Source organism: Bacteroides sp. D1 (genome assembly GCF_000157095.2).
Taxonomy (GTDB): Bacteria; Bacteroidota; Bacteroidia; order Bacteroidales; family Bacteroidaceae; genus Bacteroides; species Bacteroides xylanisolvens.
Window position 1 is genome coordinate 36,276 of the sequence record NZ_JH114351.1, and the last position, 25,293, is coordinate 61,568.

At 42.6% G+C, this 25,293-nt stretch carries 25 protein-coding genes; 21 read left to right on the top strand and 4 right to left on the bottom strand.

Annotation, left to right across the window (positions count from 1 at the left end; all coding sequences use genetic code 11):
* The first annotated feature begins 19 nt into the window (after nucleotides 1–19).
* The 16 genes from ubiE (at nucleotide 20) to miaA (ending at nucleotide 14,407) form a co-directional block, all read left to right on the top strand.
* A complete protein-coding gene (gene ubiE / locus BSAG_RS00220) occupies nucleotides 20–757 on the top strand; it encodes a bifunctional demethylmenaquinone methyltransferase/2-methoxy-6-polyprenyl-1,4-benzoquinol methylase UbiE (RefSeq protein WP_004315680.1) in 738 nt (245 codons plus the stop codon).
* 39 nt (nucleotides 758–796) lie between these two features.
* On the top strand, nucleotides 797–1,543 hold the full coding sequence (locus BSAG_RS00215) for a shikimate dehydrogenase family protein (protein WP_004315681.1): 747 nt from the start codon (nucleotides 797–799) through the stop codon (nucleotides 1,541–1,543).
* 19 nt (nucleotides 1,544–1,562) lie between these two features.
* Nucleotides 1,563–2,513: an alpha/beta hydrolase gene (locus BSAG_RS00210; RefSeq protein WP_008017214.1), complete on the top strand. Its 951-nt coding sequence runs from the start codon at nucleotides 1,563–1,565 to the stop codon at nucleotides 2,511–2,513.
* A 72-nt stretch (nucleotides 2,514–2,585) separates the two neighbouring features.
* On the top strand, nucleotides 2,586–3,509 hold the full coding sequence (locus BSAG_RS00205) for a TPM domain-containing protein (RefSeq protein ID WP_004315683.1): 924 nt from the start codon (nucleotides 2,586–2,588) through the stop codon (nucleotides 3,507–3,509).
* A gap of 71 nt (nucleotides 3,510–3,580) precedes the next feature.
* The gene (locus tag BSAG_RS00200; protein WP_004315684.1) at nucleotides 3,581–3,880 is read left to right on the top strand and encodes a hypothetical protein; all 300 of its coding nucleotides are present in this window, start codon (nucleotides 3,581–3,583) and stop codon (nucleotides 3,878–3,880) included.
* Nucleotides 3,877–4,197 (top strand): type II toxin-antitoxin system RelE/ParE family toxin, encoded by a 321-nt coding sequence (locus BSAG_RS00195; RefSeq protein WP_008645477.1) that lies wholly within the window; start codon nucleotides 3,877–3,879, stop codon nucleotides 4,195–4,197. Before BSAG_RS00200 ends, BSAG_RS00195 begins: the two co-directional genes overlap by 4 nt.
* An 8-nt stretch (nucleotides 4,198–4,205) precedes the next feature.
* Complete coding sequence (locus BSAG_RS00190; protein ID WP_004315685.1) at nucleotides 4,206–4,787, top strand: LemA family protein; 582 nt, start codon at nucleotides 4,206–4,208, stop codon at nucleotides 4,785–4,787.
* 270 nt (nucleotides 4,788–5,057) lie between these two features.
* Complete coding sequence (locus tag BSAG_RS00185) at nucleotides 5,058–6,224, top strand: AIR synthase-related protein (protein WP_008997792.1); 1,167 nt, start codon at nucleotides 5,058–5,060, stop codon at nucleotides 6,222–6,224.
* Between the two features lie 3 nt (nucleotides 6,225–6,227).
* On the top strand, nucleotides 6,228–7,340 hold the full coding sequence (gene prfA, locus BSAG_RS00180; RefSeq protein WP_004301709.1) for a peptide chain release factor 1: 1,113 nt from the start codon (nucleotides 6,228–6,230) through the stop codon (nucleotides 7,338–7,340).
* A gap of 82 nt (nucleotides 7,341–7,422) precedes the next feature.
* Nucleotides 7,423–8,247, top strand: coding sequence for an orotidine-5'-phosphate decarboxylase (pyrF, locus tag BSAG_RS00175; protein WP_004315686.1), 825 nt, complete (start codon nucleotides 7,423–7,425; stop codon nucleotides 8,245–8,247).
* Between the two features lie 30 nt (nucleotides 8,248–8,277).
* On the top strand, nucleotides 8,278–9,507 hold the full coding sequence (locus BSAG_RS00170; protein WP_004308539.1) for an HD domain-containing protein: 1,230 nt from the start codon (nucleotides 8,278–8,280) through the stop codon (nucleotides 9,505–9,507).
* 82 nt (nucleotides 9,508–9,589) lie between these two features.
* The gene (gene lpxD / locus BSAG_RS00165; protein ID WP_004315687.1) at nucleotides 9,590–10,630 is read left to right on the top strand and encodes a UDP-3-O-(3-hydroxymyristoyl)glucosamine N-acyltransferase; all 1,041 of its coding nucleotides are present in this window, start codon (nucleotides 9,590–9,592) and stop codon (nucleotides 10,628–10,630) included.
* An 11-nt stretch (nucleotides 10,631–10,641) separates the two neighbouring features.
* Nucleotides 10,642–12,027: a bifunctional UDP-3-O-[3-hydroxymyristoyl] N-acetylglucosamine deacetylase/3-hydroxyacyl-ACP dehydratase gene (locus BSAG_RS00160; RefSeq protein ID WP_004301699.1), complete on the top strand. Its 1,386-nt coding sequence runs from the start codon at nucleotides 10,642–10,644 to the stop codon at nucleotides 12,025–12,027.
* 18 nt (nucleotides 12,028–12,045) lie between these two features.
* On the top strand, nucleotides 12,046–12,813 hold the full coding sequence (gene lpxA, locus BSAG_RS00155) for an acyl-ACP--UDP-N-acetylglucosamine O-acyltransferase (protein ID WP_004320906.1): 768 nt from the start codon (nucleotides 12,046–12,048) through the stop codon (nucleotides 12,811–12,813).
* 21 nt (nucleotides 12,814–12,834) lie between these two features.
* The gene (locus tag BSAG_RS00150) at nucleotides 12,835–13,389 is read left to right on the top strand and encodes an IS1096 element passenger TnpR family protein (RefSeq protein ID WP_004308535.1); all 555 of its coding nucleotides are present in this window, start codon (nucleotides 12,835–12,837) and stop codon (nucleotides 13,387–13,389) included.
* A gap of 121 nt (nucleotides 13,390–13,510) precedes the next feature.
* Entirely contained in the window at nucleotides 13,511–14,407 is an 897-nt protein-coding gene (gene miaA / locus BSAG_RS00145) for a tRNA (adenosine(37)-N6)-dimethylallyltransferase MiaA (RefSeq protein ID WP_004315688.1), read from the top strand.
* A 61-nt stretch (nucleotides 14,408–14,468) separates the two neighbouring features.
* Here the strand turns inward: miaA and BSAG_RS00140 are convergent, their stop codons facing one another.
* Nucleotides 14,469–14,771 carry a hypothetical protein gene (locus BSAG_RS00140; RefSeq protein WP_008017215.1) on the bottom strand — a complete coding sequence of 101 codons (303 nt, stop codon included), beginning with the start codon at nucleotides 14,769–14,771 and terminating at the stop codon, nucleotides 14,469–14,471.
* A 154-nt stretch (nucleotides 14,772–14,925) separates the two neighbouring features.
* Between BSAG_RS00140 and BSAG_RS00135 the strand changes: the two genes are divergently transcribed.
* From BSAG_RS00135 to BSAG_RS00125, 3 genes are all read left to right on the top strand, one after another.
* Nucleotides 14,926–17,136: a S9 family peptidase gene (locus tag BSAG_RS00135; RefSeq protein ID WP_004315690.1), complete on the top strand. Its 2,211-nt coding sequence runs from the start codon at nucleotides 14,926–14,928 to the stop codon at nucleotides 17,134–17,136.
* A complete protein-coding gene (gene lipA / locus BSAG_RS00130) occupies nucleotides 17,136–17,984 on the top strand; it encodes a lipoyl synthase (RefSeq protein WP_004315691.1) in 849 nt (282 codons plus the stop codon). The genes BSAG_RS00135 and lipA overlap by 1 nt, the downstream gene beginning before the upstream one ends.
* Nucleotides 17,985–18,047: 63 nt before the next feature.
* Nucleotides 18,048–19,166, top strand: a complete 1,119-nt coding sequence (locus BSAG_RS00125; protein WP_004315692.1) for a hypothetical protein — start codon at nucleotides 18,048–18,050, stop codon at nucleotides 19,164–19,166.
* Here the strand turns inward: BSAG_RS00125 and BSAG_RS00120 are convergent.
* The 3 genes from BSAG_RS00120 to BSAG_RS00110 all read right to left on the bottom strand — a co-directional run bounded on the left by BSAG_RS00120 (nucleotide 19,132) and on the right by BSAG_RS00110 (nucleotide 21,799).
* Complete coding sequence (locus BSAG_RS00120; RefSeq protein WP_004315693.1) at nucleotides 19,132–19,836, bottom strand: SAM-dependent methyltransferase; 705 nt, start codon at nucleotides 19,834–19,836, stop codon at nucleotides 19,132–19,134. The two genes, BSAG_RS00125 and BSAG_RS00120, sit on opposite strands and share 35 nt — an antisense overlap.
* A 91-nt stretch (nucleotides 19,837–19,927) precedes the next feature.
* On the bottom strand, nucleotides 19,928–20,935 hold the full coding sequence (locus tag BSAG_RS00115) for a hypothetical protein (RefSeq protein ID WP_004315694.1): 1,008 nt from the start codon (nucleotides 20,933–20,935) through the stop codon (nucleotides 19,928–19,930).
* 6 nt (nucleotides 20,936–20,941) lie between these two features.
* Nucleotides 20,942–21,799, bottom strand: a complete 858-nt coding sequence (locus BSAG_RS00110) for an enoyl-ACP reductase (protein WP_004301687.1) — start codon at nucleotides 21,797–21,799, stop codon at nucleotides 20,942–20,944.
* Between the two features lie 351 nt (nucleotides 21,800–22,150).
* Between BSAG_RS00110 and BSAG_RS00105 the strand changes: the two genes are divergently transcribed.
* Nucleotides 22,151–23,770 (top strand): glycoside hydrolase family 28 protein, encoded by a 1,620-nt coding sequence (locus tag BSAG_RS00105; RefSeq protein ID WP_004315695.1) that lies wholly within the window; start codon nucleotides 22,151–22,153, stop codon nucleotides 23,768–23,770.
* A 152-nt stretch (nucleotides 23,771–23,922) separates the two neighbouring features.
* A complete protein-coding gene (locus BSAG_RS00100) occupies nucleotides 23,923–25,164 on the top strand; it encodes a DUF4861 domain-containing protein (protein WP_004315696.1) in 1,242 nt (413 codons plus the stop codon).
* Nucleotides 25,165–25,293: the final 129 nt, after the last annotated feature.

Genomic DNA, 25,293 nt, shown 5'->3' on the forward strand with positions numbered 1-25,293 from the left:
CAACTATCAATTAAAAAGAATGGACTACCCACAACAACATATCAAGCCTTACGACGAAGAAGGAAAAAAGACCGAGCAAGTGGAACGAATGTTCGACAACATCGCGCATGCATACGATAAGCTGAACCATACCTTATCTTTAGGTATCGACCGCAGCTGGCGCAAAAAAGCGATTGCCTGGTTACGCCCTTTCCAACCGCAGCGTATGATGGACGTAGCTACCGGCACAGGAGATTTTGCTATCCTCGCCTGCCGCAAACTACAGCCTGCCGAACTGATCGGGACGGACATCTCGGAAGGCATGATGAATGTGGGACGTGAAAAAGTAAAAAAGGAAGGACTGTCGGACAAGATCTCTTTTGCCCGGGAGGACTGTACTTCACTCTCTTTTGCCGACAATGATTTTGACGCCATCACCGTAGCTTTCGGTATCCGCAACTTCGAAGACCTCGACAAAGGACTCTCCGAAATGTGCCGTGTATTGAAACCGGGCGGTCATCTTGTGATTCTGGAACTTACCACTCCGGACCGTTTCCCGATGAAACAGTTATTTTCCATCTACTCTAAAGTCGTCATTCCATTATTGGGCAAACTGCTCTCCAAAGATAACAGTGCCTACCGCTATCTGCCGGATACCATCAAAGTATTTCCTCAAGGGGAAGTGATGAAAGGAGTCATCGCCCGAGCCGGATTTAGCGAAGTCAACTTCAAACGGCTGACCTTTGGCATCTGCACTCTTTATACCGCAACAAAATAGCAATTCATTGTGAATGATTAATTTAACCCTTATTATATTATGGAAAAATATGGTTTAATCGGCTATCCTCTGCGACATTCATTTTCTATCGGATACTTTAATGAGAAGTTCAAATCCGAAGGAATCAATGCAGAGTATGTGAATTTCGAGATTCCCAGTATCAATAACTTCATGGAAGTGATCGAAGAGAATCCCAACCTGTGCGGGCTCAATGTCACCATCCCTTACAAAGAACAAGTGATTCCTTTTCTGGATGAACTCGATCGTGACACCGCAAAGATAGGCGCAGTCAATGTGATTAAAATCATTCGCCAGCCAAAAGGAAAAGTCAAGTTGGTGGGTTACAACTCCGATATCATTGGATTCACTCAATCTATCCAGCCCTTGTTGCAGCCTCATCACAAGAAAGCGTTGATTTTGGGTACCGGCGGAGCTTCCAAAGCTGTCTACCACGGTCTGAAGAATCTAGGTATCGAAAGCATCTTCGTATCGCGCACCCACAAAGCCGACGATATGCTGACTTATGAAGAACTGACTCCCGAAATTATGGCAGAATACACAGTCATTGTCAATTGTACCCCCGTAGGAATGTTTCCTAAGGTAGATTTCTGCCCTAATATCCCTTATGAACTTCTGACACCAAACCATTTGCTCTACGATTTGTTATATAATCCGAACGTTACGCTGTTCATGAAAAAAGGAGAAGCACAAGGGGCTGTTGTGAAAAACGGTCTGGAAATGCTCCTGCTTCAGGCATTTGCCGCCTGGGAGATATGGCATAAATAAGGGTTAGAGAGAAGTTTTTATGAGGAGAAAAGTAGTATATAGCATCATTTTTATCATGCTGGCATTGACCGGCTGCACCATCGGAGGAAGTTTTTATATGTTAAACTTCTCATTGACTCCGAATGGCAAAATTTTGTCTAAAGATGCTGACTCTTATCCTTTTATGTATAAAAACTACCCTTTCTTGCGTCCATGGGTGGATAGTCTGAAACAAGTGGATGCACTGAAAGACACTTTCATTATTAACCCGCACGGAATACAACTGCATGCTTATTATGTGGCTGCTCCCCAACCTACCAGCAAGACCGCAGTCATTGTACACGGGTATACGGATAATGCTATCCGCATGTTTATGATCGGTTATCTGTATAATCGTGATTTAGGATATAATATATTACTTCCTGACCTGCAACATCAGGGAGAAAGTGAAGGCCCTGCCATTCAAATGGGCTGGAAAGACCGTTGGGACGTGTTGCAATGGATGAACATCGCCAATGAAATCTTCGGAGACAGCACGCAAATGGTTGTACACGGAATTTCAATGGGAGGTGCCACCACCATGATGGTATCTGGTGAGGAACAAAAGCCATTTGTCAAATGCTTTGTAGAAGATTGCGGTTACACCAGTGTATGGGATGAATTCTCACACGAGTTGAAAACAAGTTTCCATCTTCCTCCTTTTCCACTCATGTACACCACAAGCTGGCTTTGCGAGAAGAAATATGGATGGAATTTCAAAGAAGCTTCTTCACTGAAACAGGTAGCCAAATCACAACTTCCAATGTTATTTATCCACGGGGACAAAGACACGTATGTGCCTACCTGGATGGTATACCCGCTTTACGAAGCCAAACCGGAGCCCAAGGAACTATGGATTGTGCCGGGAGCCGCTCATGCCGTTTCATACCAAGAGAATAAACAGGAGTACACCGACCGAGTCCGTGCATTCGTCGGACGATACATCCATTAAACCTATTATAACAAGGAGTTTTAGATTCATAACAGAAAAAGTTTCTATATTTGCAAAGATAAAACAAGCGTTATGAAATCAATATTAACTTTTATACTAGCAACTTTTCTTCTGTTCCCACTACAAGCTCAAGAGAAAGTATACACGGTGGACAACCTTCCGAAAGTTCACCTGCAAAACAAAATGCAATATGTTTGCAACCCGGCAGGAATACTTTCACAGGCTGCTTGTGACAGTATAGACTCCATGCTTTATGCCTTGGAACAACAAACAGGAATTGAAACAGTGGTTGCCGTAGTTCCCTCAATTGGAGAAGAAGATTGTTTCGACTTCTGTCATCAGCTGCTTAATAAATGGGGTGTAGGAAAAAAAGGCAAAAACAATGGATTGGTCATTTTATTAGTCACCGATCAACGCTGTATACAGTTCTATACCGGTTATGGCCTGGAAGGAGTACTTCCTGATGCTATCTGCAAAAGGATTCAAACAAGGTATATGATTCCTTACCTCAAAGATGGGAATTGGGATGCAGGAATGGTGGCTGGTCTAAAAGCGACTTGCCAGCGGCTCGACGGTTCGATGGAAAATGATGCTCTCTCCGATTCGAATGACGGTGGTTCTTTTGATTTTATTCTTGCTATCCTTTGTTTTATCGCCATTGGCGGAGGTCTTGCTTTCTTTTCGGCACGCAAACAAAGTCGCTGTCCGAATTGCGGTAAACATCAATTGCAGAGAAGCGGAAGCAGAGTCGTATCCCGGATTAATGGAGTGAAGACCGAAGATGTCACCTATACATGTAGAAACTGCGGACATACCATCATACGCCGCCAGCAAAGTTATGACAATGATTACCATCACCGGGGCGGCGGCGGAGGCGGTCCGTTCATTGGTGGTTTTGGCGGAGGCAGAGGTGGTTTCGGAGGCGGAGGCGGTTTCGGTGGAGGCAGCTTTGGCGGAGGAATGGGCGGAGGCGGTGGTGCCGGTTCTCGTTTCTAAAATAAATGTTATCCAATGCCCTAGTTTCGAAATAAATTAGTAACTTTACCTAATGACTAAGACAGAAGAAAATGAAAGAGAATAAAGAATATCAAGAAAAAAAAGAACAAGAAAAAGTTGTCCATGAGCCAACTGGTTCTTACGGTATGGACACCATCACCATGAGACAGAAAATTATGGAACGAGTTATGTTAATGGAAGAAAATCAGCTCAAAGAAATGCTTCGATTCTCCAACGAATTGGAACAAAAATCATGGTTATTACCACATACTCAAGAAGAATTAGAGATCGCAATCAATAGAGGTATGGAGGATGTCAAGGCAGGAAGAATTGTTTCACATGAGGATGTTCTCAAATATTATATGAAATGACAAATATTGTTTGGACTCAATCGGCTTTGCAAACGCTAGAATTAGTTTATTTACAAACATTACAATATACAAAAAACGAACGTATAGCTGCTAAATTACATAATAAACTTATCAAAGAAGCAGAGATGCTTAGAACTTTCCCAAATGCGGGAAACATTCTAAATACTTCAGAAAGAGTTACACTCTGTTACAGAGCATTAGTAGTAGACACTAATTATAAACTTATTTATTACGTTGATGCTAATAAGGATGTAATCATTGTGACAGTTTGGGACGTTCGTCAAAACCCTGATAAATTAACAAAAACTATAGAATAATTAGAAACATGAAGAAGTCAATTATTATCATCTTAGCCGTTGTGGTTATCCTTGTTATATGGGCAGTAAGTGTATATAACGGTCTGGTTACTATGGACGAGAATGTAAGTGGTCAATGGGCAAATGTAGAAACTCAATATCAACGTCGTGCCGACCTGATTCCTAACTTGGTAAACACAGTGAAAGGATATGCGACACATGAAAAGGAAACATTGGAAGGAGTTGTTGCCGCACGTAGCCAGGCTACTCAAATCAAAGTAGATGCTGCCGACCTGACACCGGAAAAGCTGGCGCAATATCAAAAAGCACAAGGTGCTGTAACATCAGCATTGGGCAAGTTATTAGCCATCACCGAGAATTATCCGGACCTGAAAGCTAACCAGAACTTCCTGGAACTTCAAGCTCAACTGGAAGGAACGGAAAATCGTATCAATGTAGCACGCAAAAACTTCAATGATGCTGCACAAGCTTATAACACCAATATCCGCCGTTTCCCGAAGAATATCTTTGCAGGAATGTTCGGCTTCGATAAGAAAGCATATTTTGAAGCAGAAGAAGGAAGCGAGAAAGCTCCGAAGGTAGAATTCTAAAAAAGATTTGATTTACCCAAAAAGATACTTGATATCATCTGAGATATTTATCTCGGCATTTTTTCATTAGATAAAACACTTCTATATTAAGAGTTAAATTCATAGTAATGAAAACTATGAATTTAACTCTTAATTTTCTATTATTCTTCTCCTTTTCAATAGAATATCCCAAAGTATAAAAGTTAATGATTAACATTTACTAGTACCTAGTTGGCTGTACCAAAAAAAAGCTGTACTTTTGCAGCCGTATACAAAATAATTCTATAACTCATGAGTAATCAACGATACATGATGCGTGGAGTAAGCGCATCAAAAGAAGATGTGCACAACGCCATCAAGAACATCGACAAAGGAATCTTCCCGAAAGCATTCTGTAAAATTATTCCCGATATATTGGGAGGTGACCCGGAATATTGCAACATTATGCATGCCGATGGTGCCGGAACCAAATCATCTCTTGCTTATATGTACTGGAAAGAAACGGGTGACTTATCCGTTTGGAAAGGTATTGCACAGGATGCATTGATTATGAATATCGACGACCTCCTTTGTGTAGGTGCCGTAGACAATATCCTTGTTTCATCTACTATTGGACGTAACAAACTGTTGATTCCCGGAGAAGTAATCTCCGCCATCATCAACGGAACAGACGAATTGCTGGCCGAACTCCGTGAAATGGGTGTAGGCGTATATGCAACCGGTGGTGAAACTGCTGATGTCGGCGATTTGGTACGTACCATCATCGTTGACTCTACCGTAACTTGCCGCATGAAACGTTCAGACGTTATCGACAATGCCAATATTCGTCCGGGTGACGTGATCGTTGGTCTGGCTTCTTACGGACAAGCTACTTACGAGAAAGAATACAATGGCGGTATGGGCAGTAATGGTTTAACAAGTGCCCGCCACGACGTATTCGGAAAATATCTTGCTGAAAAATATCCGGAAAGCTATGATGCTGCAGTTCCTGAAGAGTTAGTTTATTCCGGTAAATTAAAACTAACAGACAGCGTGGAAGATTCTCCAATTAATGCAGGTAAGTTAGTACTCTCTCCTACTCGTACATACGCACCGGTAGTCAAAAAATTGCTTGATGCATTGCGTCCGGAAATCCACGGAATGGTACACTGCTCCGGTGGTGCACAAACTAAAGTTCTGCATTTTGTAGAAAACGTACGCGTAGTAAAAGATAATCTTTTCCCTGTTCCTCCTTTATTCAAAACGATCCAGGAACAAAGCGGTACGGACTGGGCAGAAATGTACAAGGTATTCAATATGGGACATCGTCTTGAAGTCTACCTGTCACCGGAACATGCAGAAAAAGTGATAGCTATCTCCGAGTCATTCGGTATCCCGGCACAGATTGTAGGACGTGTTGAAGCATGCGAGCAAACAGAATTAATCATTAAGAGCGAATTCGGAGAATTTAGATATTAAAGAATGGCAGACAATAGTACCATACTAGAAAAATTAGACGGACTCGTAGCCCGTTTTGAAGAAATATCTACCCTTATCACAGACCCGGCAGTGATTGCCGACCAGAAACGTTATGTCAAGTTGACTAAAGAATATAAGGAATTAGACGACTTGATGAAAGCAAGGAAAGAATATATCCAATTACTGGGTAATATTGAAGAAGCTAAAAATATCCTTGCCAATGAATCGGACGCTGAAATGCGCGAAATGGCGAAAGAAGAAATGGACAATAGTCAAGAGCGCCTTCCGGTATTGGAAGAAGAAATCAAACTGATGCTTGTCCCTGCCGATCCGCAAGACAGCAAGAACGCTATTCTCGAAATCCGCGGAGGTGCAGGAGGCGACGAAGCAGCTATCTTTGCCGGCGACCTCTTCCGTATGTATGCCAAATTCTGTGAAACCAAAGGTTGGAAAATGGAAGTCTCCAATGCGAACGAAGGGACAGCCGGTGGATTCAAAGAAATTGTTTGTAGTGTGACAGGCGATAATGTATACGGAATTTTAAAATACGAATCGGGAGTACACCGCGTACAGCGTGTTCCTGCGACGGAAACGCAAGGACGTGTTCACACTTCAGCCGCATCCGTGGCCGTGCTTCCCGAAGCTGAAGAATTCGATGTAGTCATCAACGAAGGAGAAATCAAATGGGACACTTTCCGAAGCGGCGGTGCCGGCGGACAGAATGTAAACAAGGTAGAATCCGGAGTACGTCTGCGCTATATCTGGAAGAACCCGAACACCGGTATTGCCGAAGAAATCCTTATCGAATGTACCGAGACACGCGACCAGCCGAAAAACAAAGAACGCGCCTTGGCCCGTCTCCGTACTTTTATCTACGACAAAGAACATCAGAAATATATCGATGACATTGCCTCCAAACGTAAGACAATGGTATCTACCGGAGACCGTTCAGCCAAAATACGAACTTACAACTATCCCCAGGGACGTATCACCGACCACCGCATCAACTATACAATCTATAATCTGGCAGCCTTCATGGACGGGGATATCCAGGATTGTATCGACCATCTGATCGTAGCGGAAAATGCAGAACGCCTGAAAGAAAGCGAACTTTAGAGAAGTGGAGAGTTGAGAATTGAGAGTTGAGAACGGTTTCTTAAAATAGTAAATTGTAAATTGCAAAATAGTAAATAACAAGATGGATAAGCAACAATTATTTGAAAACATAAAGCGCAAGAAATCATTCCTTTGTGTAGGACTTGATACTGACATCAAGAAAATCCCGGAACATCTGTTGAAAGAAGAAGATCCGATCTTCGCATTCAACGAAGCAATCATTGACGCGACAGCTGATTTGTGTATCGCCTACAAACCCAATCTGGCTTTCTATGAAAGCATGGGTGTAAAAGGATGGATCGCATTTGAAAAGACAGTAAAATATATCAAAGATAACTATCCGGATCAATTCATCATTGCTGACGCAAAGCGTGGTGACATCGGAAATACTTCTGCAATGTATGCCCGCACATTCTTTGAAGAATTGGATATCGACTCTGTAACAGTAGCCCCCTACATGGGTGAAGACAGCGTTACTCCGTTCCTTACCTACGAAGGCAAATGGGTTATACTGTTGGCATTGACTTCCAACAAAGGATCTCATGACTTCCAATTGACAGAAGACGTAAACGGCGAACGTCTGTTCGAGAAAGTATTACGCAAATCACAGGAATGGGCTGGCGATGACCGCATGATGTATGTGGTAGGTGCTACTCAAGGACGTGCTTTTGAGGACATCCGCAAGATTGTCCCGAACCATTTCCTTCTCGTACCAGGCGTGGGAGCACAAGGCGGTTCACTCGAAGAAGTTTGCAAATATGGTATGAACAGTACATGCGGATTGATTGTTAACTCGTCGCGTGGTATTATCTACGTAGATAAAACAGAGAAATTTGCAGAAGCTGCCCGCACCGCCGCACAAGAAGTACAAGCACAAATGGCTGAACAACTCAAAGCAATTCTCTGAAAAGGGAAAAAGGATCTCTAAAGAAAACGAATGCCTTACGAAAGAAAGATAATTAACGACCCCGTATTCGGGTTCATCAATATTCCAAAGGGGTTACTGTACGATATAGTACGGCATCCCCTTTTACAGCGTCTTACCCGCATCAAGCAAGTAGGATTGTCATCTGTTGTGTACCCCGGTGCACAACATACCCGCTTCCAACACTCCTTAGGCGCTTTTCACCTGATGAGTGAAGCTATCACCCAACTGGCCTCCAAAGGCAATTTTATCTTTGATAGTGAAGCGGAAGCCGTGCAGGCCGCCATCCTGTTGCATGATATAGGACACGGTCCTTTCTCGCATGTACTGGAAGACACGATTGTAAAAGGAGTCTCGCACGAAGAGATTTCTCTTATGTTGATGGAACGGATGAACAAAGAGATGAACGGCCAGCTGAGTCTTGCCATTCAAATCTTCAAGGACGAATACCCGAAACGCTTTCTGCATCAACTCGTAAGTGGTCAGTTGGATATGGACCGGCTTGATTATCTTCGCCGCGACAGCTTTTATACAGGCGTAACGGAAGGTAACATCGGCTCCGCCCGAATTATCAAAATGCTTGATGTAGCGGATGACCGTTTGGTTGTCGAATCCAAAGGGATCTATTCTATCGAGAATTTCCTCACGGCACGTCGCCTGATGTACTGGCAAGTATACCTGCATAAGACGTCTGTGGCATACGAAAAGATGCTGATTAGTACTCTCTTGCGTGCCAAAGAACTGGCTTCACAAGGAGTGGAACTGTTTGCATCTCCTGCATTACGTTTTTTCCTTTACAATGATATCAATCCAACGGAATTCTATAACAACCCCGACTGTCTGGAGAATTTCATCCAGCTGGACGACAACGATATATGGACAGCCTTGAAAGTGTGGAGCACCCACACAGATAAGGTACTTTCCACTTTAAGCACGGGAATGATAAACCGAAATATCTTTAAAGTGGAAATTTCGTCGGAACCTATTAGTGAGGACAGAAAAAAAGAATTAACTTTGCACATCAGCCAGCAACTAGGCATAACCCTTTCCGAAGCGAACTATTTTGTCTCTACCCCCAGCATCGAAAAGAATATGTATGACCCGGCAGATGACAGTATTGATATTATCTACAAAGACGGCACTATCAAAAATATTGCCGAAGCATCGGACATGCTGAACATCTCATTATTGTCCAAAAAGGTAAAGAAATACTATCTCTGCTATCAGAGATTACACAGATAAGTATAAAATATTCATGCAATAACACGGAAATCTGAAAAAAAAATCCGTTATTTGTGAACTAATTAAATTTTAAATAAAAGACATGGAGTTCTCGGCTAAGCAAATTGCAGCATTTATCCAAGGGGAAATCATTGGAGACGAAAACGCTACGGTACACACATTCGCTAAAATTGAAGAGGGAATGCCCGGAGCAATTTCTTTCCTGTCAAATCCCAAATATACACCTTACATCTACGAAACACAATCAAGCATTGTCTTGGTTAATAAGGACTTCACTCCCGAACACGAAATTAAAGCTACTCTTATCAGAGTAGACAATGCATACGAAAGTCTGGCTAAATTGCTCAATCTTTATGAGATGAGCAAGCCTAAGAAACAAGGGATAGATTCATTAGCTTTCGTTGCACCCAGCGCCAAAATTGGTGAGAATGTATACATCGGTGCTTTTGCCTATATCGGTGAAAATACCGTGATTGGAGATAATACTCAAATTTACCCGCACACTTTCGTTGGAGACGGCGTGAAGATAGGCAACAGTTGCCTGCTTTACTCCAATGTAAATGTTTATCATGATTGCCGCATAGGTAATGAATGTATCCTTCATTCGGGTGCAGTGATCGGAGCTGACGGATTTGGTTTTGCTCCCACTCCGAACGGATATGATAAGATTCCGCAAATCGGAATTGTTATTCTGGAAGATAAAGTAGATATAGGTGCTAATACGTGTGTAGACCGTGCTACAATGGGAGCTACGGTAGTACACAGCGGTGTCAAGTTAGACAATCTGATACAAATAGCACACAATGATGAAATAGGTTCGCATACCGTTATGGCTGCGCAAGCCGGAATTGCCGGTTCTACCAAAGTGGGTGAATGGTGTATGATCGGTGGCCAGGTAGGTATTGCAGGACATGCTAAAATAGGAGATAAAGTTGGATTAGGCGCACAATCAGGTGTGCCGGGAGACATCAAGTCCGGTAGCCAGCTTATCGGAACTCCTCCTATGGAACTGAAGCAATATTTCAAATCATCCATTGCACAAAGAAGCCTGCCGGATATGCAGAAAGAACTGCGTAACTTGCGCAAAGAAGTAGAAGAATTAAAACAACTATTAAATAAGTAAATAAGTAACCAATGCTGAAACAAAAAACGCTGAAAGATAGCTTTTCACTGAGCGGGAAAGGTCTTCACACTGGACTTGATCTCACTGTAACATTCAATCCAGCTCCGGACAATCACGGATATAAAATCCAACGCATTGACGTAGAAGGACAACCAACTATCGACGCAGTAGCCGACAATGTAACAGAAACCACCCGTGGTACTGTATTGTCGAAAAATGGAGTCAAAGTAAGCACCATTGAACATGGTATGGCAGCCCTTTACGCATTGGGCATTGATAACTGCCTGATCCAAGTTAACGGACCGGAATTTCCTATTTTAGATGGTAGTGCACAATATTACGTACAAGAAATAGAACGTGTAGGAACAGTAGAACAAAATGCCGTCAAAGACTTTTATATTATCAAGTCTAAAATTGAGTTCCGGGATGAAACGACTGGTTCTTCTATCATTGTACTACCTGACGAGAATTTCAGTCTGAATGTACTGGTTTCTTACGATTCGACTATTATCCCGAATCAGTTTGCTACCCTTGAAGATATGCATAATTTCAAAGACGAAGTGGCTGCCAGCCGTACTTTCGTCTTTGTTCGTGAAATAGAGCCGTTGCTCTCCGCCGGATTGATTAAAGGTGGCGACCTGGACAATGCGATCGTAATCTACGAACGCAAGATGTCACAGGAAAGCTTCGATAAGTTGGCAGATGTGATGGGAGTACCTCACATGGATGCCGATCAGTTAGGCTATATCAATCACAAACCGTTAGTTTGGCCCAATGAATGTGCCCGTCACAAACTGCTTGATGTCATCGGTGACCTCGCTCTAATTGGAAAACCGATTAAAGGTCGTATCATCGCTACCCGTCCGGGACACACCATCAACAATAAATTTGCCCGTCAGATGCGGAAAGAAATCCGTCTGCACGAAATACAGGCACCAAGTTACGACTGTAACCGTGAACCAATAATGGATGTAAACCGTATCCGCGAATTGTTACCGCACCGCTATCCTTTCCAACTGGTGGACAAAGTGATTGAAATTGGTGCCAACTACATTGTAGGTATTAAAAATATCACAGCCAACGAACCTTTCTTCCAGGGACATTTTCCACAGGAGCCCGTTATGCCGGGAGTACTTCAAGTGGAAGCAATGGCACAAGTCGGAGGCTTGCTCGTCTTGAATTCCGTAGATGATCCTGAACGTTATTCTACCTATTTCATGAAAATAGATGGAGTGAAATTCCGTCAGAAAGTAGTGCCGGGAGATACAATCATCTTTCGTGTAGAACTGCTGGCACCTATCCGCCGTGGCATTTCTACCATGAAAGGATATGCGTTTGTCGGCGAGAAAGTTGTTTGCGAAGCAGAATTCATGGCACAAATAGTAAAAAATAAGTAATAATTGATATTTAAAAGCATGATAAGTCCTTTAGCGTATATCCATCCCGAAGCTAAGATCGGAGAAAATGTAGAAATTGCGCCTTTTGTATTTATAGATAAGAACGTAGTTATCGGCGACAACAATAAAATTATGGCTAACGCCAATATTTTATACGGTTCACGTATTGGTAACGGAAACACGATTTTTCCGGGTGCCGTTATCGGAGCCATTCCGCAGGACCTCAAGTTTCGCGGTGAAGAATCGACAGCCGAAATCGGAGATAATAATCTGATTCGTGAAAATGTAACAATCAACCGTGGTACGGCAGCTAAAGGGCGCACGATTGTGGGAAATAACAATTTATTGATGGAAGGTGTACACGTAGCACACGACGCATTGGTTGGTAACGGATGTATCATCGGTAACTCTACCAAGATGGCAGGCGAAATCGTCATTGATGATAACGCGATTGTCAGCGCCAATGTATTGATGCATCAATTCTGTCATGTAGGCAGTCATGTAATGATTCAGGGCGGATGCCGTTTCAGTAAAGATATTCCTCCTTACATCATTGCAGGACGCGAACCGATCGCTTTCAGCGGAATCAATATCATCGGCTTGCGCCGTCGTGGCTTCTCCAATGAAGTGATCGAAAGTATTCACAATGCATATCGTATCATCTACCAAAGTGGTTTGAACACGACAGAAGCATTGAAAAAAATAGAAGATGAATTCGAAAAGAGCCCGGAGATTGACTATATAGTCAATTTTATCCGTAATTCAGAACGTGGTATTATTAAATAAACAGTTCAAAATAGTCATATTATGATATACAGATTTACTATCATATCTGATGAAGTTGACGATTTTGTCAGAGAAATACAAATTGATCCGGAAGCAACTTTTTATGACTTCCATGAAGCAATACTGAAATCAGTAGGGTACGCAAACGACCAGATGACTTCTTTCTTTATCTGCGATGACGACTGGGAAAAAGGAAAAGAAGTAACCTTAGAAGAAATGGACGACAATCCGGAAATAGATAGCTGGGTAATGAAAGACACTGCTATCAGTGAACTGGTAGAAGACGAAAAACAGAAACTGCTATATGTATTCGATTACATAACAGAACGTTGTTTCTTCATCGAACTATCCGAAATTATTACCGGAAAAGATATGAATGGTGCCAAATGTACCAAGAAATCAGGAGATGCTCCTAAACAAACGGTAGATTTTGAAGAAATGACCGCTGCGGGAGGTTCTCTTGATCTGGATGAAAACTTCTATGGAGACCAGGACTTCGACATGGAAGATTTCGATCAGGAAGGATTTGACATAGGTGGTGACACTAGCAGCCCATACGAAGAAGAAAAATTTTAAGTATTAAATATCAAGTATTAGGTATTAATTGCTATGTAGTGTCAGGCAGTTAATACCTAATATTTTTTTAGTCCCGTACGCTTTAATACTTAATACTTCTATACTTAATACTTAAAAATCTATGCCTACTCTCATTGTTCTTATAGGTCCTACAGGTGTGGGGAAAACAGAGTTGAGCCTGCGCTTGGCAGAAACATTTCAGACAAGCATTGTATCTGCCGATTCGAGACAGCTTTATGCCGAATTAAAAATAGGTACGGCAGCTCCGACTCCCGATCAACTTAAACGTGTCCCCCATCAACTGGTCGGCACGCTCCACCTCACAGACTATTACAGCGCTGCCCAATACGAAACAGAAGCACTGGAAATTCTGGAGAAATTATTCACGCAACACGAAGTCGTGATTCTCACTGGTGGCTCAATGATGTATGTAGACGCTATCTGTAAGGGAATTGACGATATTCCTACCGTTGATGCGGAAACCCGTCAACTCATGTTACAAAAGTATGAAGAGGAAGGCCTTGAACAACTCTGCGCAGAACTTCGCTTGTTAGATCCGGAATATTACCGGATTGTAGACCTAAAGAATCCCAAGCGGGTGATTCATGCGTTGGAGATTTGCTATATGACCGGACGCACTTATACTTCTTTTCGCACCCAACAAAAAAAACAGCGTCCTTTCCGTATTCTGAAAGTCGGCCTGACTCGTGATCGGGAAGAACTTTATGACCGTATCAACCGTCGGGTAGACCAGATGATGGAGGAAGGATTATTGGAAGAAGTACGTTCCGTACTTCCCTATCGTCACCTCAATTCACTCAATACAGTAGGCTATAAAGAACTGTTCAAATATCTGGACGGAGAATGGGAACTCTCCTTTGCTATAGACAAAATCAAGCAAAACTCCCGCATTTATTCGCGTAAACAGATGACCTGGTTCAAAAGAGATGAAGAAATAAAATGGTTCCACCCGGAACAAGAAACGGAGATACTAGCGTGCCTCCGTCAATCTTTATAATTATAGTTAAGAAGAAGAGTCCACTATTAAACACCTATGGAACAAAACATTTACATCTCTTTTAACTCCACAGTTTATTGACAACAAAGTTGCCGATAAAGAATAAGTCGCCCATAAAAATAATGCTGAATACCAGAAAAGTGAAACAAGTACTCCACCGGGCTCCTCCCTCCTCTTCGCCACGTTTGATACGAAGCAGGGAACTATGTAAACAATCACCTGCTATGAACAGTACAAACAAACTCGGTATCAAGTCACCCCATGACACCAACCACAGATTATCACCCTTCCCCATCAGGAACGTCAATGCCACGGCCAATAAGAAGACAGAAGCATATTGCAAGTCTTTTCTTTTTGAATTCATAGTGGTAATGTTTAAAGTCCTTTTCACAAAGATATTGAATCTCACCCAATAATCCTTATCAAATCTATATAAAAATCGGTCAGGCTTTGTTGAATCTAAGTTTATTGTTACTTTTGCAAGTACGAATTAAAACCAAAACCGATTATAAACGCAGATGAAAAAGATCAGCATCACTTTATTACTCTGCCTTCTCTGTCTGACCGGAATGGCACAAGGACAAAAGGCACTCGATTTAAAAGATATTACCTCCGGACGTTTCCGCCCGGAAAATATTCAGGGAGTAATCCCTATGCCTGATGGCGAACACTACACACAGATGAACGCTGACGGCACGCAAATCATTAAATACTCTTTCAAGACAGGCGAGAAAGTAGAAGTGATTTTCGATGTAAATACCACACGCGAATGTGACTTCAAGAACTTCGACAGTTACCAATTCTCGCCCGACGGTCAGAAATTGCTGATTGCTACTAAAACAACACCTATTTACAGGCATTCATACACAGCTGTACATTACATTTACCCTTTGAAACGAAATGATAAGGGCGTTACGACAAACAACATTATTGAACGGCTGTCTGACGGTGGACCTCAACAGGTCCCCGTCTTTTCTCCGGACGGTACCATGATTGCATTTGTACGCAACAATAACATATTTCTTGTTAAGTTGCTTTACGGCAACAGCGAAAGCCAGGTCACAGAAGATGGCAAACAGAATTCAGTAATCAACGGTATTCCTGACTGGGTGTATGAAGAAGAGTTCGGCTTCGACCGTGCTTTGGAATTCAGCGCCGACAATACGCTGATTGCTTTTATCCGTTTCGACGAGTCGGAAGTTCCCTCCTACTCTTTCCCGGTATTTGCCGGACAAGCACCCCGCATTGATGCTTTAAAAGATTATCCGGGCGAATATACATACAAGTATCCGAAAGCCGGATATCCGAATTCGAAAGTAGAGGTACGCACGTATGACATCAAATCACATGTCACCCGTACAATGAAACTCCCATTGGATGCAGACGGATATATTCCGCGTATCCGTTTCACAAAGGATGCCAATAAACTGGCTATCATGACATTGAACCGCCATCAAGACCGTTTTGATCTTTACTTTGCCGATCCTCGTTCCACACTTTGCAAACTTATACTTCGTGATGAGTCTCCTTATTATATCAAGGAGAATATTTTCGATAATATCCAGTTCTATCCGGAATATTTCAGCCTGCTTAGCGAACGTGACGGTTACAGTCACCTCTATTGGTATAGCATGGGAGGTAATCTGATTAAAAAAGTTACTAACGGTAAGTTTGAGGTGAAAGATTTTCTGGGATATGATGAAGAAGACGGTTCTTTCTATTACACCAGCAATGAAGAAAGCCCTCTGCGCAAAGCTGTCTATAAAATAGACAAGAAAGGCAAGAAGCTCAAACTATCCCAACAGGTAGGAACCAATACACCGCTCTTCAGTAAATCAATGAAGTATTACATGAACAAGTTCTCCAACTTGAATACTCCGATGCTGGTTACACTGAATGATAATTCGGGCAAAACACTCAAAACGCTTATTACCAATGACGGATTGAAACAAACATTGTCCAGATATGCTGTGCCACAAAAAGAGTTCTTCACTTTCCAAACCACAGATGGCGTGAAGTTGAACGGCTGGATGATGAAACCGGTTAATTTTTCCGCATCTAAAAAATATCCGGTACTGATGTATCAATATAGCGGTCCGGGCTCTCAACAAGTATTGGATACCTGGGGAATCAGTTGGGAAACATACATGGCAAGCCTCGGTTATATCGTGGTATGCGTGGACGGTCGCGGCACAGGAGGTCGTGGAGAAGCTTTCGAGAAATGCACTTATCTGAAAATCGGAGTCAAAGAAGCCAAAGATCAGGTAGAGACTGCCTTGTATCTCGGCAAACAGCCATACGTGGATAAAGATCGCATCGGAATCTGGGGCTGGAGCTACGGCGGATACATGACTCTTATGAGCATGAGCGAAGGAACTCCCGTATTCAAAGCAGGAGTAGCAGTAGCTGCACCCACCGACTGGCGTTTCTATGATACGATTTATACCGAACGCTTCATGCGTACTCCGAAAGAGAACGCGGAAGGATATAAGGAATCATCAGCCTTCACCCGCGCTGACAAACTACATGGAAACTTGTTGTTGGTGCATGGCATGGCAGACGATAATGTGCACTTCCAAAATTGTGCGGAATATGCCGAGCAGTTGGTTCAGCTTGGAAAACAATTTGATATGCAAGTGTATACAAACCGCAATCATGGAATATATGGTGGCAATACCCGCCAACACCTATACACACGGTTGACCAACTTTTTCTTGAACAATTTATAATGACGGACAGAGTACGTAAGCCCGAATGGCTGAAAATTAATATTGGTGCCAACGAACGATACACCGAAACCAAACGGATTGTCGACTCCCACTGCTTGCATACTATATGCAGCAGTGGGCGTTGCCCTAATATGGGAGAATGCTGGGGAAAAGGAACTGCTACCTTTATGATTGGCGGTGACATCTGCACGCGCAGTTGCAAATTCTGCAACACACAAACCGGCCGCCCGCACCCGCTAGATGCAAACGAACCTACCCATGTCGCAGAATCCATCGCACTGATGAAACTGGATCATGCTGTCATCACTTCCGTAGACAGAGATGATCTGCCGGATTTGGGAGCAACACATTGGGCACGTACCATCCAGGAAATAAAACGGCTGAATCCACAAACAACAATCGAAGTGCTCATTCCTGATTTTCAAGGCAGGATGGAGTTGTTAGATTTGGTAATCGAAGCCCGTCCCGACATTATTTCACACAATATGGAAACCGTACGCCGCATTAGTCCGCTAGTGCGCAGTGCGACAAATTATGATACAAGTCTGCAAGTTATCAAACACATTTCCGAGAAGGGAGTTAAGTCTAAAAGCGGCATTATGGTCGGACTGGGTGAGACCCCGGAGGAAGTCGAAACATTGATGGATGATCTGTTAGCAACCGGTTGCCAGATTCTTACCATAGGCCAATACCTTCAACCGAGTCACCGGCATTATCCCGTTGCAGCATACATCACTCCGCAGCAATTTGCAGAATATAAAACTGTAGGTTTAGAGAAAGGATTCAACATCGTAGAAAGCGCTCCCCTTGTTCGTTCCTCCTACCATGCAGAGAAACATATTCGTTAGCAAACAAAACATATCCCCTATTTGTTTTATTGATAGAACCGACAAATAAACATAAATATAGAGATGGCTCATAAAGGAACACTTTCTTCCGCATTTAACATGTCGCTGGGTTTTATCCCCGTTATTATTTCCATTTTATTGTGTGAACTTATAACGCAAGACACGGCTATTTACATCGGTACAGGCATAGGTATTATAGGTATATACCTTTCTTATCGACGTAAGGGATTGTTAATTCCTAATTTTATCCTCTATATAGCAACCGGAGTGTTAGCACTATTATCCGTAGCAGCTCTCATTCCTGGTGATTACGTTCCACCCGGTGCACTTCCACTTACGCTGGAAGTCAGTATTCTCATTCCGATGCTAAGTCTTTACATGCATAAGAAAAGGTTTATCAACCATTTCTTAAAACAGATAGGTTCTTGCAACAAACGTTTATATGCGCAGGGAGCAGAAGCAGCCGTTGTATCTGCCCGTATCGCTTTGATCTTCGGTATATTGCATTTTATTATAATCAGCATTACCATCGTTTTCCAAGACCCGTTGAGCAAGACGAGCATGTTTGTACTCTATAAAGTGTTACCTCCTACTGTCTTTCTGATGAGTATCCTGTTCAATCAGATCGCCATCCGTTTCTTCAATCATTTAATGTCACACACGGAATATGTTCCTATTGTGAATACCAAAGGAGACGTGATCGGGAAAACACCTGCAATAGAAGCTGTTAATTACAAAAACGCATACATCAATCCGGTGATAAGAATAGCCATATCCACTCACGGAATGTTATTCCTTTGCGACAGGCCATCAACAGCCATTCTTGATAGAGGAAAAGCAGATATTCCCATGGAATGTTATCTCCGCTACGGAGAATCTCTGGAAGCAGGCGCCACTCGTTTAATCAACAATGCTTTTCCTCATGAAAAAGGTATCAAACCTGAATTCAACATCGTTTATCACTTCGAGAATGAAGTGACCAACCGTCTTATCTATCTATTCATTGTCGATATCAAAGATGATTCCATCCTTTGTACCCCCCGCTTTAAAAACAGTAAGCTGTGGAATTTCAAACAGATAGAGGAAAACTTAGGAAAAGGCTTCTTCAGCAGCTGCTTCGAAGATGAATATGAACACCTGAAAGGCGTTATTTATATAAGAGAAAAATACAGGGAATCTTAGATAAATCGGGCACGTGTCCTTTCCAGTCCTTCACTGTACGCGTCTGTATATATTCTCCTTCACAAGTAATATTGGCAGCGATACAGAGCTTTGTTTGAGGACGGCAATTCAACAAAATATCCTCTACCATCTTATGATTCCGGTAAGGCGTCTCAATGAAAAGTTGCGTCTGATTTTCAACATACACACGCTGCTCCAGTGCTTTTAGTTTCTTGGCACGTTCTCCCGGTTCAATCGGCAAATAACCGTGAAACGCAAAACTCTGTCCGTTAAAGCCGGAAGCCATCACGGAAAGGATAATGGAAGAAGGTCCGACCAAAGGAACCACTTTCAGCTTTTTACGTTGTGCGATAGCAACCACATCCGCTCCCGGGTCAGCTACTGCCGGACAACCAGCTTCGGAGATAACCCCCATTGAAGCTCCACCCACCAAAGGTTGCAGATAACCGGAAATATCATCAGGAGAAGTATGCTTGTTCAACGGGTAAAATGTCAATGCATCAATATCAATCTCCCGGTCCACCTTTTTCAGGAAACGCCGGGCAGAACGAACATCTTCGACTATAAAATACCGGATACCAGAAATGATCTCCTTATTATAAGAAGGCAATACCTTTTCAATAGACGTATCACCTAACGTCACGGGCAACAAATAGAGGGCAGTTTCCACTTTTTAAATTGAGAATTAAGACTATACTTTAATATTAAAAATCAAATAAGGTTTTGAGCGACGCTAATTAAAAATTGAAAAATGCAACAGTTTAGGAAGCCAGATAGTTGGATTCACTTAACATCACATGATAATCAGTAAACTCCAGGAGATCTTTCAGTTTCATGTCCTTATGCTTTTTCATATAAGAAGCGATGATTCTTGCTCCCATCCATGTTCCGATTAATGCCGGAGCTTGAGCACCCAACATATCGACAGCAGGGGCAGGCTTCATATAATAGCGGATCACCATCGGGTCTCGTGCATGCAGATGATCGTTGGTACAGATATAATTCCATATCTCCTTTTCATTCTCCTTACACCAGTCGTTTTCCTCCTTAGAATATCCCATCGCTTCGCCGATATCACTATATCCTAATAAGTTTTGCACGACGTAGTTGATTTTTCCGGAGTGCATCATCAAGTCAATCAAACAAGTACCCTCATGATAGTTCATTCCGTAACGGCTCAAAAGATAAAAAGCAAAACAATCCGGCACAATCCGTTCCGGACGCATCGAGCGACATTGATAATCGTAATAGAAACGCTTATAAAGAGGATAATCTTCCCCCATATATTTATCAAGACTGATCCCTAATAAAGAATCCACCAAAATAATAGATTCGTTGAAGGCAGACACTTGCGAATAGATAAAGGGCACTTTCGTATCAGGCACTTCCTTCTTCAGTTTCCGGAATCCTTTGTTAAGTCCTTTTTCCACCTCATCCAGATTAGGATACTTTGCTTCTACGTCGCTAAGCAAACGGACTAAAGTCGTATCCGAATAGAATTTCTGCAGACGTTGCGAAATGGTATCATCTTTCACCGTACCGATAGACAATACATCCTCAATCAGGATTTTCGTCGGCATACGATAGTCCATCGTCAACTTCTGCATAGCAGAAAAGCTGTTGGAGCGAACGTATTCGCTCAACAGCTTATCATATCTTAGAACAGAAATCTCCTCTTCCTTCTGCTCCATACCCTTTCCCGTGCTTATCCCGCAGGAGGCGAAAAGCATACTAATTAAAATAATAAGAAGAGAGATCCGTAGTTTCATAATCTTTTATCCGTAAATGATGTTACCATTTTCGTCCATATACTCATCGAGTCCTTTCTCGTAAGTAGCCATGGCACGAAGACTCATACCTACACTGGAGAATCCACCGTCATGGAATAAGTTCTGCATAGTTACCTTACGGGTAAGATCGGAGAACATCACGATACAATAATCGGCACATTCGTCAGCCGTAGCATTTCCGAGAGGAGACATACGGTTGGAGAAATCAAACAGTTTATCCATACCCTTCACGCCCGAACCGGCAGTAGTAAATGTAGGAGACTGCGAGATAGTGTTCACACGTACGCTATGTTCGCGTCCGTAGATGTAACCAAAGCTACGTGCAATAGATTCCAGCAATGCCTTTGCATCTGCCATATCATTGTAGCCGTAGAAAGTACGCTGCGCGGCCACGTAGCTCAAAGCAACGATAGAACCATAATCAGCAATAGCGTTCAATTTCTTGGCCGACTGAATCATCTTATGGAATGAAACAGCTGAAATATCCAATGTCTTATCCAACATTCCATAGTCAAGGTCATCGTAAGTACGTTTCTTGCGCACGTTGGGAGACATACCAATAGAGTGGAGTACAAAATCAATTTGTCCACCCAGTATATCCATGGAGGTCTTGAATACATTTTGCAAATCTTCTACGCTGGTGGCATCTGCCGGAATAACCTGGCAATTTAATTTCTGGGCCAAAGCGTCGACTTCTCCCATACGGATAGCCATCGGAGTATTTGATAATGTAATAGTTGCACCTTCTTCTACGGCACGCTCTGCTACTTTCCAGGCAATAGACTGATCGTTCAAAGCACCGAAGATAATACCTCTTTTTCCTTTCAACAAGTTATAACTCATATCTTTTAATAGTTAAATTTTGTGCAAAGATAGGAACTTTCTGCATAAAAACACGAGAAGTGTGCAAATAATAGACAGAAATGACAAAAAATACACGTATTCTATCAATTAGTCCACATCCTCTTGGGGTTTGCCACCTATCTTTGCAATCGATAATTAAGAGGTTTTTTCATAATATTTATTTAAGGTTAGAATTAGGTTAACATGAATTTGTCTTATTCCTCTCCTGCAGGCTGCCTGCGACAGATCGCCTGCGGAAGGACATAAGAATTATGAAATCGCCCTCATTAATCATCACCCAACTACCAAGAAAAACAATAGATGTATAACCCTATAGAAATAAGTTACTAAATGAACACATTGACAAAAAGACTCTTCTGGATGGCCATATCCTGTTTACCGTTTATCTCATCAGGATGTAAACAAAGCGAGACTGCCGTAAAAGAAAGCTCCATCAGTGACGCTCTCTACCAGAATCTACCTTTTGAAATGCCCAAAGTACAGCAACCGGTTTTTCCTGCTTACGAGGTGAACATTGAGAAATTCGGAGCCAAAGGCGATGGTCTGTTTCTGAATACCAAAGCAATCAACGATGCTATTAAAGAGGTAAATCAACGCGGAGGGGGTAAAGTGATTATCCCGGAAGGCATCTGGTTGACAGGACCTATCGAACTGTTGAGCAACGTGAATTTATATACGGAACAGAATGCATTGGTGCTTTTCACCGGTGATTTTGAGGCATATCCTATCATTGCCACTTCTTTTGAAGGATTGGAAACCCGTCGTTGCCAATCGCCTATTTCCGCACGCAATGCAGAGAACATCGCTATCACAGGATATGGCACATTTGACGGGAACGGCGACTGCTGGCGTCCGGTAAAAAAAGGCAAACTGACTGCTTCACAATGGAAAAAGCTAGTAAACTCGGGAGGTGTTCTTGATGAAAAACAAGAGATATGGTACCCCACGGCCGGTTCACTGAAAGGTGCAATGGCTTGTAAAGATTTCAATGTACCCGAAGGGATCAATACAGACGAAGAATGGGCTGAAATCCGTCCGTGGTTGCGCCCGGTGTTGTTAAGCATCGTCAAAAGCAAGAAAGTACTGTTGGAAGGTGTTACTTTCAAAAACTCACCAAGCTGGTGTCTGCACCCCTTGTCCTGCGAAGATTTCACAGTAAATAATATCATGGTCATCAATCCGTGGTATTCCCAGAATGGTGACGCCATCGACCTGGAATCTTGCAAGAACGCGCTCATTATTAATAGTGTATTCGATGCGGGAGATGATGCTATCTGTATCAAATCCGGTAAAGATGAAGACGGCCGCCGTCGCGGTGAACCTTGCCAGAACGTTATCGTTAAAAATAATACGGTACTGCACGGACACGGTGGATTCGTAGTAGGCAGTGAAATGTCGGGTGGTGTGAAGAACATCTATGTAGAAGACTGCACATTTATGGGCACAGACGTAGGTTTGCGCTTCAAGAGCACTCGTGGACGTGGCGGTGTGGTAGAAAACATCTACATCAATAATATCAACATGATTAACATTCCGAACGAACCGTTGTTGTTCGACTTGTTCTACGGTGGAAAAGGTGCCGGCGAAGAATCGGAAGAGGATTTGCTGAACCGCATGAAGACAAGTATTCCTCCGGTAACGGAAGAAACACCCGCTTTCTGCAATATTCATATCTCTAATATTGTTTGTAGAGGTTCGGGACGTGCCATGTTCTTCAATGGTTTGCCGGAAATGCCGATCAGCAATATTACCGTTAAGAATGTCGTGATGACAGAAGCTACGGACGGCGTTGTTATCAGCCAAGTTGACGGAGTTACTTTGGAGAATGTATATGTAGAGTCTTCCAAAGGCAACAATATATTAAATGTCAAAAATGCTAAGAATCTGACCGTAGACGGAAAGGTTTATGAAGAATTGGGAGCGAAAGAAGAAATTTTAAGCCTCAAATAAAGTTCATTGCAAAAAGAAAACCACAATATCATTATATAGAGTAAAAAGCTCAAATAGCAGACTATAATCTTTTCAAAAGATAGACAGTCTGCTATTTTTTCTGTTACTTTTGCAAGGAGAAATACGACGTATAATTTCAGCCTTAGAAAATCATGAAGAAGAATCTTTTTATTTTTACTTTCCTTTTAGGAGCTTTCAGTCTGTCTGCCCAGGCGCAGAAACAGGAGAAAACCATCACAATTGAAGTACAAAACAACTGGAATCAGGTCAAAGCGGATGCTCCGGTTGTTATCAATCTGCATGAGTTGCACGCTGGCTTCAAAGTTAAATCCGCTGTTGTCATGGAAGGAACAAAGGAAATACCATCGCAGCTGGACGATTTGAACAGAGACCGCAAGATGGACGAACTGGTCTTTGTGACCGACCTCCCTGCTCACGGTAGAAAAATATTCCAGGTTACACTCTCTTCGGAGAAAAGTGCAAAGACTTATCCGGAACGGGTTTATGCCGATATGTTTATAGTAGACAACCGGAAAGGCAAACATCAACGGGTACAGGCTATCACCGTTCCCGGCACCAGCAATATATACAGCATGGTACGTCCGCACGGTCCGGTTCTGGAATCGGAGCTGGTGGGCTATCGTCTTTATTTCAATGAGAAACAGACACCGGATATTTACGGCAAGTTCAACAAAGGACTGGAGATCAAAGAATCGCAGTTCTACCCGACGGATGAACAGTTAGCTAAAGGATTCGGAGATGACGTACTTCGTGTGTTCGACAGCTGCGGACCGGGCGCATTGAAAGGTTGGGACGGACAAAAAGCAACGCATATCACTCCGGTGGACACTCGTACAGAACGTATCATCTCTTATGGACCGGTGCGGGTGATTGCAGAAATTGAAGTGACCGGATGGAAATATCAGGATCAGGAACTGGATATGATGACACGCTACACGCTTTATGCCGGACATCGCGATCTTCATATCGAAACATTTTTTGACGAACCGCTCAATAAAGAAGTTTTCTGCACAGGTGTGCAAGACATCGTAGGTACTTCCAAATCTTTCTCCGATCATAAAGGACTCGTAGGAAGTTGGGGAACAGACTGGCCGGTCAACGACACCGTGAAATATGCCAAAGAAACTGTAGGGCTGGGCACTTGTATCCCTCAACGTTATGTAAAATCGGAAGAAAAGGATAAAGCCAATTTCCTTTATACCATTACCGCTCCGGGAAATAAATATTTCCAGTATCACACTACTTTCACTTCGATGAAAGAGACATTCGGATATAAAACACCGGAAGCATGGTTTGCTCATCTCCGCGAATGGAAAGAAGAGCTGGCTCATCCGGTGACAGTGAAAATAAAAGATAACCGCACCAATAAATAGGGTAGAAACAAATACAACTAAACAAAAATTACGAGGTTTCTACCAATTTTTCTATGACTCTGCACAAATATTCCTCCTTGTGCAGAGTCTTTTTATTTACCTTTGCCATCAGATAAAACCAACGAATCA

Bases quoted from the DNA above. Each gene is read 5' to 3' on its own strand.
- ubiE (WP_004315680.1), top strand. From the start codon at position 20: ATGGACTACCCACAACAACATATCAAGCCTTACGACGAAGAAGGAAAA.
- BSAG_RS00215 (WP_004315681.1), top strand. From the start codon at position 797: ATGGAAAAATATGGTTTAATCGGCTATCCTCTGCGACATTCATTTTCT.
- BSAG_RS00210 (WP_008017214.1), top strand. From the start codon at position 1,563: ATGAGGAGAAAAGTAGTATATAGCATCATTTTTATCATGCTGGCATTG.
- BSAG_RS00205 (WP_004315683.1), top strand. From the start codon at position 2,586: ATGAAATCAATATTAACTTTTATACTAGCAACTTTTCTTCTGTTCCCA.
- BSAG_RS00200 (WP_004315684.1), top strand. From the start codon at position 3,581: ATGAAAGAGAATAAAGAATATCAAGAAAAAAAAGAACAAGAAAAAGTT.
- BSAG_RS00195 (WP_008645477.1), top strand. From the start codon at position 3,877: ATGACAAATATTGTTTGGACTCAATCGGCTTTGCAAACGCTAGAATTA.
- BSAG_RS00190 (WP_004315685.1), top strand. From the start codon at position 4,206: ATGAAGAAGTCAATTATTATCATCTTAGCCGTTGTGGTTATCCTTGTT.
- BSAG_RS00185 (WP_008997792.1), top strand. From the start codon at position 5,058: ATGAGTAATCAACGATACATGATGCGTGGAGTAAGCGCATCAAAAGAA.
- prfA (WP_004301709.1), top strand. From the start codon at position 6,228: ATGGCAGACAATAGTACCATACTAGAAAAATTAGACGGACTCGTAGCC.
- pyrF (WP_004315686.1), top strand. From the start codon at position 7,423: ATGGATAAGCAACAATTATTTGAAAACATAAAGCGCAAGAAATCATTC.
- BSAG_RS00170 (WP_004308539.1), top strand. From the start codon at position 8,278: ATGCCTTACGAAAGAAAGATAATTAACGACCCCGTATTCGGGTTCATC.
- lpxD (WP_004315687.1), top strand. From the start codon at position 9,590: ATGGAGTTCTCGGCTAAGCAAATTGCAGCATTTATCCAAGGGGAAATC.
- BSAG_RS00160 (WP_004301699.1), top strand. From the start codon at position 10,642: ATGCTGAAACAAAAAACGCTGAAAGATAGCTTTTCACTGAGCGGGAAA.
- lpxA (WP_004320906.1), top strand. From the start codon at position 12,046: ATGATAAGTCCTTTAGCGTATATCCATCCCGAAGCTAAGATCGGAGAA.
- BSAG_RS00150 (WP_004308535.1), top strand. From the start codon at position 12,835: ATGATATACAGATTTACTATCATATCTGATGAAGTTGACGATTTTGTC.
- miaA (WP_004315688.1), top strand. From the start codon at position 13,511: ATGCCTACTCTCATTGTTCTTATAGGTCCTACAGGTGTGGGGAAAACA.
- BSAG_RS00140 (WP_008017215.1), bottom strand. From the start codon at position 14,771: ATGAATTCAAAAAGAAAAGACTTGCAATATGCTTCTGTCTTCTTATTG.
- BSAG_RS00135 (WP_004315690.1), top strand. From the start codon at position 14,926: ATGAAAAAGATCAGCATCACTTTATTACTCTGCCTTCTCTGTCTGACC.
- lipA (WP_004315691.1), top strand. From the start codon at position 17,136: ATGACGGACAGAGTACGTAAGCCCGAATGGCTGAAAATTAATATTGGT.
- BSAG_RS00125 (WP_004315692.1), top strand. From the start codon at position 18,048: ATGGCTCATAAAGGAACACTTTCTTCCGCATTTAACATGTCGCTGGGT.
- BSAG_RS00115 (WP_004315694.1), bottom strand. From the start codon at position 20,935: ATGAAACTACGGATCTCTCTTCTTATTATTTTAATTAGTATGCTTTTC.
- BSAG_RS00110 (WP_004301687.1), bottom strand. From the start codon at position 21,799: ATGAGTTATAACTTGTTGAAAGGAAAAAGAGGTATTATCTTCGGTGCT.
- BSAG_RS00105 (WP_004315695.1), top strand. From the start codon at position 22,151: ATGAACACATTGACAAAAAGACTCTTCTGGATGGCCATATCCTGTTTA.
- BSAG_RS00100 (WP_004315696.1), top strand. From the start codon at position 23,923: ATGAAGAAGAATCTTTTTATTTTTACTTTCCTTTTAGGAGCTTTCAGT.